Here is an 8294-nt window from a genome sequence, read left to right on the forward strand (position 1 = left end):
CCTTCGCAGGAATGACAACAATCTCTAAAGTCTTCGCGGGAATGACATTAATCTCTAATGTCGTCGCGGGAATGACAAAAATGGCAGAAAATCCGAGGTATAGAACTCATGGAGAGCGAGTTATTCTTCCTTAGGCGGCCGACTCATTAGATTCTGCACTACTTGTTTTGGACTAATTTTTCCTAGCAGTAGCGCATTAATTTGCTCACAAATCGGCATTTCTACATGATGCTGTTTGGCAAGGAAGCAGACTTGGGAGGCGTTATATTTACCCTCTACAACTTGGCCAATTTGCTGTTCAGCGTCGTTGATGCTGATATTTTGTCCTAGGAGTAGGCCGAAACGGCGGTTTCGTGATTGATCATCAGTGCAGGTTAAGACTAAATCACCTACGCCAGCCAAGCCAAGAAAAGTTTCTGCACGTGCTCCCAAAGCAAGTCCAAGACGCTCCATTTCTGCTAATCCGCGGGTAATTAATGCGGCTTTGGCATTCGCTCCATAACCTAAACCATCACTGATGCCACAGCCAATAGCCAAGACGTTTTTAATCGCACCACAAATTTGCACCCCGATCAGATCATCAGTCAGGTAAACACGAAGGTTATCGTGATGAAGTAATTCACGGATGCTTTTTTGATATTCTGAATCATTAGAAGCTAAAGTTACGGCGGTGGGTAGGAAGTGAGCTACTTCTTTGGCAAATGATGGGCCTGAAATAATTGCTTTGGGAAAGGTAGAACCAAAAGTTTGGCTCACTAAATCACTTAATAACTGATGGCTTTGTGGATCAATTCCTTTCGTCAGCCAAGCTAACCCTTGTGGCGTTTTCTTTATTTTGTTGATAATTTCTGCAAAAGCATGCGAAGGAACCGCAATAATAACGTAATGGGCTTCGTCTATGCATCGATCAAAATCGGCTGAAGGCTCAAGGGTTTCAGGAAAATCGATATCAGGTAAATAACGTGGGTTTGCTTTTTTCTCCGTCATAAGAGCAACATGCTGCGGGTCATGTCCCCACAACAACACACGATGTCCCACTTTGGCCAGGTGAATTGCAACAGCAGTTCCCCAAGAGCCAGCACCTAATATGGCAATGTTTTTTTGGTTCATTTTATGCTCTTAAATAGGAGTGTATTTGTAGCGGGACTGACGTAACCCGGGTTAAAAACAGATGCCTGTTACCAACCCCCGGGTTACGGCTTAGCTTGTCCCCGGGCTACAATACTTTAGTACGTAGTTGTATTTTTTAAGCTTGAACTTCTTTTTGTTTTTCTGCAAGTTGTTGCATGTATAAAGCATCAAAATTAATTGGTGCCAATACCAGTTGTGGGAAACTGCCACGAATTACTTGAGAGGTAATTGCTTCACGAGCGTAAGGGAATAAAATGTTGGGGCAGAAGCTGTTTAACAAATGGTCCAATTGATTCGCTGGTGCACCTTGAATGGTGAAGATACCGGCTTGTTTTACTTCGACAAGAAATGCAGTAGCTTTTTGGTTGGTTACGGTTGTCGTTACAGTTAATACCACTTCATAAACGCCTTCTTCCAGCATTGTGTTGGTAGTATTGATTTCGAGATTCAGTTCTGGTTCCCATTGTTGTTGAAACACAGCCGGAGTATTAGGTGTTTCAAACGATAAATCTTTAACATAAATTCTTTGAATCATAAATTGGGTTTCATTTTGGTTTTGCGCTTGGTTTGCTTGTTCGCTCATGATCTTGCTATCCTCTTAGTAATTGATCGAGTTTTCCCTGGGCTTCCAGGGCATATAAATCATCGCAGCCACCGACATGTTGGCCATTAATGAAAATTTGCGGTACGGTACGTCTTCCGCTTTTTGTTATCATTTCATCACGTAATTCTGGTTGTAAATCGATACGAATGTCTGTAAATGAAGCATGCTTTTGTTGCAATAATTCCCTGGCTTTGACACAGTAGGGGCAATAACCAGTACTGTACATAATTATTTCAGCCATACTCTTATTTCCCTTTAACTAATGGCAATTCAGCATTTGTCCAGGCAGCAATTCCACCGCTAAGTACATGCGGTTGATAACCTTGGGCGCGAATTTTGTTGGCAAGAGATTGTGCTTCAATAGCGCGTGAAGCAATTAGAATAATGGGGGTATTTTTATACTTATCCATTTTTTGCTGTTCAAAATCTTCGCTTCGGGCATTGATTGCATCAATAATGTGTCCTTGTTTAAAGGCTTCTTTGTCACGCAAATCGATGACAACAGCATTCTCATGATTAATCAAATCAACAGCAGCTTGAGGGGTCAGTTCTTTTGCTTTCTTTTTCTGAGTGATTAACTCATTGATAAATGTAAGCAATAAAACCACGATAAGGGCAAGCCATAACTGCCAATGATTTATGATAAATTGACCTAAATGTTCCATGTTCTCTCTTGATATTTTATTAATGTAGCGAATTATCCCCAGAATAAGGCATGAACGCAAGTCAAGGAACTATATAAAAATAGCAAAATGTAGTAGGGGCAGGCGTGGTGGAACCCGGGTTATGGCTTTGTCTTCACCCAGGCAATGATGCGCTTGAATCCAATCTAGCTTGGGTGTGGTTATTTCTGTTTTTTAAGTAGTACATAGACTGCTCCACTCCCTCCATCTTTGGGTAATGCGCTATGAAACGCTAAAACTTCATCTAACTGGGGTAACCAACGATTCAGCAAATTTTTAATTACCGGTGGCGCACCGAGGTTGCCTCCTTTGCCGTGAATAATTAATAGACATCTTTTGCTGTTTTCTGCCTGAGTTTGAATAAATTGACATAACGTATCTCGGGCATTTTCGCTTTTTAAACCATGTAAATCCAACCGGGCTTCCCATGGAATGTGCCCATTTCTTAATGCCTTAAATCGCTGGCTGGAAATACTTGGATGTGAATACGAAAGTATGGTCTCGGAAAGCACTGTATCCACAATCATATCAGACAAGTAATATTCCTTTTTTGCTTGTTTTATTGGTGATTTGATTTTTGGGGTTGGAATTGAAGGCTTAGGTTCCGGACTTTTTACCCGCTTGGTTTTTTCATTTAATGGTTTTACCAAACGCATGTATTCGCGAAACAGGGCTTTGTCTTCATCGGATAAAAAATCATCAGCCATTTTTAACTAGGAATGATTAAGTGATAACTGAAGTATAACTCAGGTGCAGTGCTGCTTGTATCTTTGATTTGCACGCAATGAGTTTAAATACGCCTAAATTCTAATATTTAAATGAAACCGAGTTTTGGTTTGCTTCACTTAGGCTACTTTTGTTGATTAACATAGGGTACAATTTGTACTTTTTCTGGATGAGAATCGAAATCCCATGAGCAACTATATACTTAAAGAAACGGAAGAACTAGACACAATTTTGGATTTTTTACGTTTTAGTGTGTCCTGCGCAATTAATGCGAATTTGTATTATGGCCACGGCACTGATAATGCTTGGGATGATATGCATTCATTAATTCTGAGAAGCTTGTCTTTGCCTTACGATTTAGAATCAAATTGGCTTAATGCACGTTTAACTACCAGTGAAAAAAAACATTTACATCAGCAATTGGAAAAGCGCATTAATCAACGGGTACCCGTACCGTATTTAATCAAAGAAGCCTATTTTTGTGATATTCCATTTTATGTGGATGAACGAGTTCTTATTCCGCGCTCGCCTATTGCAGAACTCATCAAAAATGAATTTTCTCCCTGGGTCGATGCGGATAAAGTGCATCGTATTTTAGATTTATGTACGGGCAGCGGATGCATCGCCATCGCATGTTGCTATGCTTTTCCCGACGCCCAGGTTGATGCAGTTGATATTTCCAGCGAAGCACTTGCTGTTGCTGCAATCAATCGTGAACAGTTAGGTGTGGAAGAGCAACTTAATTTAATTGAATCAGATTGTTTCTCTAAAGTGCCCAAGGTAGGCTATGATTTAATAGTTAGCAATCCTCCATATGTAGGCAAGGAAGAGATGCAAACATTACCTGACGAATTCCGTCATGAGCCTGTGTTGGCTTTGGAAACGAGTAATAATGGATTGGCCATTGTTGAAACAATTCTTCATAACGCTCATGATTATTTAAACGAAGAGGGTGTTTTGATTGTGGAAGTAGGGAATAGTGAAGCGGCTTTATGTGAGGCTTATCCTCATGTTCCTTTTACCTGGCTTGAAATGAGTCATGGTGGCCATGGCATATTTTTATTAACGAAGCAGCAACTAGAAGAGTACTTTAATGTCCGGTAATACCTTTGGAACTTTATTTACAGTAACAACTTTTGGTGAAAGTCATGGCCCGGCTATTGGCTGTGTGGTTGATGGGTGCCCGCCAGGATTACTGTTGCAAGAAGAGGACATCCAACCATTTCTGGATAAACGCAAACCCGGACAATCCAAATATACAACACAACGCCGCGAAGAGGATAAGGTACAAATTCTTTCTGGTGTTTTTGAAGGTAAAACCACTGGTGCGCCTATAGCTCTGTTGATTCATAATACCGATCAACGATCTCGGGATTATGAGGAAATCAAAAATTTATTTCGTCCTGGCCATGCCGATTTTACCTATCATCATAAATACGGTCATCGGGATTATCGTGGAGGTGGTCGTTCTTCAGCACGAGAGACTGCAGCACGTGTAGCAGCCGGAGCAATCGCACGGTTGTATTTGCAGCGCCATTTAAACATTGAAATCGTAGGTTATTTGCAACAAATGGGCGATTTGGTTTTGCACTTTGCAGATGAATCAGAGATTAATAACAATTCTTTTTTCTGTCCTAATAATACGCAAATTCAGGATCTTGCTGATGCTATTGAACACTTAAGACGACAAGGGGATTCTGTAGGTGCTCGTGTAAACGTAATTGCTAAAAATGTACCTGTAGGATTGGGAGACCCTGTATTCGACAAACTGGATGCAACATTAGCTTATGCTATGATGTCGATTAATGCAGTTAAAGGGGTTGAAGTAGGTGCAGGATTTGCCGCGGTGAATCAGTTAGGTTCCGTGCATCGTGATCAAATGTCACACCAGGGTTTTCTTAGCAATCATGCGGGAGGAATTTTAGGTGGGATTTCTACTGGACAGAATATAGAGGTTAGTATTGCATTAAAGCCTACTTCGAGTATTACTACCCCTGGAAAGACGGTCAATGTTTTTGGCGATGAAGTAACCGTCGTAACTAAAGGCCGACATGATCCTTGCGTGGGTATTAGGGCTGTGCCCATTGCCGAAGCAATGATGGCTTTAGTGTTGATGGATCACTATTTAAGATATAAGGCATTGATTGCCTAGAATACAGAAGAGGTCAAGAATGAGCAGAGAATTAAATGTAGCCATAGTGGGAGCCACTGGTGCAGTTGGCGAAACATTTCTAACTGTATTGGAAGAGCGTAATTTTCCAATAAAGACACTTTATCCATTGGCCAGTTCTCGTTCTGTTGGTAAAACGGTAGAGTTTAAAAACAAGCAATTGGATGTTTTGGATCTCGCTGAGTTTGATTTTAGCAAGGCTGATATCGCTTTATTTTCAGCGGGTGGGGCGGTCTCAAAAGAATATGCGCCTAAGGCTGCAGCAAGTGGCTGTGTGGTTGTCGATAACAGCTCTTGTTTTCGTTATGAAGACGATATTCCTTTAGTTGTTCCGGAAGTAAATGCTCATCGTATCGCTGAATATAAAAATAGAGGTATTATTGCCAATCCTAATTGCTCTACCATCCAAATGGTCGTAGCTCTGAAGCCTTTGTATGATGCTGTAGGAATTAGTCGTATTAATGTTGCGACGTATCAATCTGTTTCTGGAACTGGAAAGAAAGCCATTAGTGAATTGGTTTCGCAAGTAGGGGACCTCTTGAATGGTAGACCTGCTAATGTCAATGTTTATCCACAGCAGATTGCTTTTAATGCAATTCCGCATATTGATCAGTTTGAAGAAAATGGTTATACCCGCGAAGAAATGAAAATGGTGTGGGAAACCCGCAAAATAATGGAAGATGACAGCATTATGGTCAATCCTACTGCAGTCAGAGTGCCTGTCATTTATGGACATTCCGAAGCCATTCATTTAGAACTAAAAAAATCTTTAACTGCTGAAGAAGCCCGTAAGATTCTTGCTAAGGCTCCCGGCGTAAAGGTGGTTGATAATGTAAGTAAAGCAATTTATCCGACTGCAATAAAAAATGCGATCGGCCATGATGAAGTATTTGTTGGGCGAATTCGTCAAGATATTTCACATCCAAATGGATTAGATTTGTGGGTTGTTGCAGATAATATTCGCAAAGGTGCTGCGTCGAATGCAGTGCAAATTGCTGAAATTTTGCAACGAGAATATTTATAGTTCCAATGGTTTTTCGGTGCCTTCTCTCTTTTGGGGAGAAGGGACTTCATCATACCAATATAGTATTTTGATCAACCAGATCGCTAAAAAAATCCTCCTACTTTTTATAAGCTAAGTTATACTTTGATTAATACGATTGGATTTTTAAACTATGCTAAATGAATATTATTTAACCGATGATATTGAAGAACCTGTTCTGGCGAGTAGTATTTTATCTTATGCTACTCCCACTGTTTCTGGTAAGCGTTTTAATGAATTAAAAACAGGACAAATTGCATGGGAAGCAAAACTGGACCTCTCCAATTTACCATCGGAGGGGGCTCGTACAGCATTGTTGGAATTTATCAATAAACAAATAAAGAAGCATAAACATTGTATACTCGTAACCCATGGTACAGCAGGCTCTAAAAATACTCCTCCAGTATTAAAGAATTTAATTAATCACTGGTTACCACAAATCAGTGAAGTAACTGCTTTTCACAGCGCACTACCCAAAGATGGTGGTATTGGCGCAGTATATGTTTTGCTGAGATCGGCAATGGATTTGCCTGTACCTACTCGTATAGAAAAAAGTACTTCCTATTTGGTTGCTGAAACCAAGGCTATGGAGCGACAGAGACGTCTGGCTGAACAGCAAGGCGAGCGACGGATAGCACTAGTAAAAGCACGTCAACACTCCGATTATGAGGCTCAACCTGGTCCTGAGGGCGAATTGCAAAATAATATTTTACAACATCCGGAGTTAGATAGTCAGCGTTATGATGGAATTGACTCTCCTTTAAACCCTGAACCTCCGTTAAATACTGATGCACGACGTGAATATGATAATGAACGACGCAATCAGGAACAAGAAAAACAACTGCGTTTAGGTAATATGCCCAAATTTACTAATACTCCTAAACCTAGAGGACCTTATTAATGACTATTGCAAGTGACATAATCAGTCATCGAATGCCTGATTTTGAAGCTTATCTTCGAGCAGGAGAAACGTTGGATGACATTGACGAATATGGTTTTACACCCTTAATTGAGTGTGCTATTACACGCCAAATTCAAATTGCCGAACAGTTGATTGCTCGGAAGGTCGATGTTAATAAATCAGATGTGACCGGGCGAACTCCATTGCATTGGGCTGTAGATAATAATGATGTTGCCTTGGCGCAGTTGCTATTAGAGCATGGTGCAGATCCTAATGCGTATACGCGTAATGGACTTTCGGTATTAGTTTATCCTGTATTACGCAATCAAGATACGCTGAAACATTTACTCTATCAACATGGGGCTAAGCTCGATTTTGCGCTTGATTTTATTAATGGCAAACTAATCGGGCATCGTTTTGAATTACAAGGTGATGTGGATATAGTCAATGCCAAAGGAGAATTTATTGAACTGGATTATGAAGGATTCATTCTTGAATTTACAGTTGCAGTAATAAGGGATGCCTTAAAACGTTTTATCAATAGTTATTCAACACGCCATTTACGTGAATATTTTCCATTGGCTCATGTGATTATCGATGCGTTTTCGCTTGCTGAAGAGCTGTTGCAATATCAGCACTTGCCTTTGCTCAGTGAACAGCACATGCAAAGGCTAAACGCTTTATTAAAAGTACCCATGTTAATTCTGCCTGCAGCAAGTCGAGGCCATGCAATGGGCTTTATTCGCTTTGGTCAATGGTGGGCTAAAATTGATCGCGGCGAAAACAGCCTTAAGGAAGGAAGTGTTAATATCTATAAAATCACTCGCCCTGAAGCCTTTAATGCCCATTTTCTACAAAATTTTCTTTATAAAAAGCAACCAAGAAATTTTTTCCATCAGATGATCAACCATCATTTAGGCTTGGTACCGGTAGCAAAGATCCCAATTAGTTCGCAAATTAGCGGCAATTGTTCCTGGGCCAATATACAAGCCATTGTGGCAGTTGCTTACGCTATTCAAGGATTGGAAAAAAATAGC

General features: G+C 40.5%; 10 protein-coding genes. 5 read left to right on the forward strand and 5 right to left on the reverse strand.

The window, feature by feature from the left end; genetic code table 11:
- Positions 1-120: 120 nt before the first annotated feature.
- From DGG96_RS18485 to DGG96_RS18505, 5 genes are all read right to left on the reverse strand, one after another.
- Entirely contained in the window at positions 121-1110 is a 990-nt protein-coding gene (locus DGG96_RS18485; RefSeq protein ID WP_110144007.1) for an NAD(P)H-dependent glycerol-3-phosphate dehydrogenase, read from the reverse strand.
- A gap of 136 nt (positions 1111-1246) precedes the next feature.
- Positions 1247-1714 carry a protein-export chaperone SecB gene (gene secB / locus DGG96_RS18490; protein WP_058466963.1) on the reverse strand — a complete coding sequence of 156 codons (468 nt, stop codon included), beginning with the start codon at positions 1712-1714 and terminating at the stop codon, positions 1247-1249.
- A gap of 7 nt (positions 1715-1721) precedes the next feature.
- Positions 1722-1976 (reverse strand): glutaredoxin 3, encoded by a 255-nt coding sequence (gene grxC, locus DGG96_RS18495; RefSeq protein ID WP_110144008.1) that lies wholly within the window; start codon positions 1974-1976, stop codon positions 1722-1724.
- Between the two features lie 4 nt (positions 1977-1980).
- The gene (locus DGG96_RS18500) at positions 1981-2400 is read right to left on the reverse strand and encodes a rhodanese-like domain-containing protein (protein ID WP_110144009.1); all 420 of its coding nucleotides are present in this window, start codon (positions 2398-2400) and stop codon (positions 1981-1983) included.
- A gap of 179 nt (positions 2401-2579) precedes the next feature.
- Positions 2580-3125, reverse strand: a complete 546-nt coding sequence (locus DGG96_RS18505; protein ID WP_110144010.1) for a Smr/MutS family protein — start codon at positions 3123-3125, stop codon at positions 2580-2582.
- A 205-nt stretch (positions 3126-3330) separates the two neighbouring features.
- Between DGG96_RS18505 and prmB the strand changes: the two genes are divergently transcribed.
- From prmB to ankH, 5 genes are all read left to right on the forward strand, one after another.
- Complete coding sequence (prmB, locus tag DGG96_RS18510) at positions 3331-4248, forward strand: 50S ribosomal protein L3 N(5)-glutamine methyltransferase (RefSeq protein WP_110144011.1); 918 nt, start codon at positions 3331-3333, stop codon at positions 4246-4248.
- On the forward strand, positions 4238-5296 hold the full coding sequence (aroC, locus tag DGG96_RS18515; protein ID WP_110144012.1) for a chorismate synthase: 1059 nt from the start codon (positions 4238-4240) through the stop codon (positions 5294-5296). Before prmB ends, aroC begins: the two co-directional genes overlap by 11 nt.
- Positions 5297-5315: 19 nt before the next feature.
- Positions 5316-6338 (forward strand): aspartate-semialdehyde dehydrogenase, encoded by a 1023-nt coding sequence (locus DGG96_RS18520; RefSeq protein ID WP_110144013.1) that lies wholly within the window; start codon positions 5316-5318, stop codon positions 6336-6338.
- A 151-nt stretch (positions 6339-6489) separates the two neighbouring features.
- Positions 6490-7257, forward strand: a complete 768-nt coding sequence (locus tag DGG96_RS18525; protein WP_110144014.1) for a Smr/MutS family protein — start codon at positions 6490-6492, stop codon at positions 7255-7257.
- Positions 7257-8294: Dot/Icm T4SS effector AnkH/LegA3 (ankH, locus tag DGG96_RS18530; RefSeq protein ID WP_110144015.1), on the forward strand; the 1038-nt coding region annotated here is incomplete at its 3' end. The genes DGG96_RS18525 and ankH, both read left to right, overlap by 1 nt.

The organism is Legionella qingyii (assembly GCF_003184185.1).

What these genes read in the sequence shown, in the direction of transcription:
- prmB (WP_110144011.1), top strand. Translation starts at nt 3,331, where the DNA reads ATGAGCAACTATATACTTAAAGAAACGGAAGAACTAGACACAATTTTG.
- secB (WP_058466963.1), bottom strand. Translation starts at nt 1,714, where the DNA reads ATGAGCGAACAAGCAAACCAAGCGCAAAACCAAAATGAAACCCAATTT.
- aroC (WP_110144012.1), top strand. Translation starts at nt 4,238, where the DNA reads ATGTCCGGTAATACCTTTGGAACTTTATTTACAGTAACAACTTTTGGT.
- DGG96_RS18525 (WP_110144014.1), top strand. Translation starts at nt 6,490, where the DNA reads ATGCTAAATGAATATTATTTAACCGATGATATTGAAGAACCTGTTCTG.
- DGG96_RS18505 (WP_110144010.1), bottom strand. Translation starts at nt 3,125, where the DNA reads ATGGCTGATGATTTTTTATCCGATGAAGACAAAGCCCTGTTTCGCGAA.
- DGG96_RS18520 (WP_110144013.1), top strand. Translation starts at nt 5,316, where the DNA reads ATGAGCAGAGAATTAAATGTAGCCATAGTGGGAGCCACTGGTGCAGTT.
- DGG96_RS18500 (WP_110144009.1), bottom strand. Translation starts at nt 2,400, where the DNA reads ATGGAACATTTAGGTCAATTTATCATAAATCATTGGCAGTTATGGCTT.
- DGG96_RS18485 (WP_110144007.1), bottom strand. Translation starts at nt 1,110, where the DNA reads ATGAACCAAAAAAACATTGCCATATTAGGTGCTGGCTCTTGGGGAACT.
- grxC (WP_110144008.1), bottom strand. Translation starts at nt 1,976, where the DNA reads ATGGCTGAAATAATTATGTACAGTACTGGTTATTGCCCCTACTGTGTC.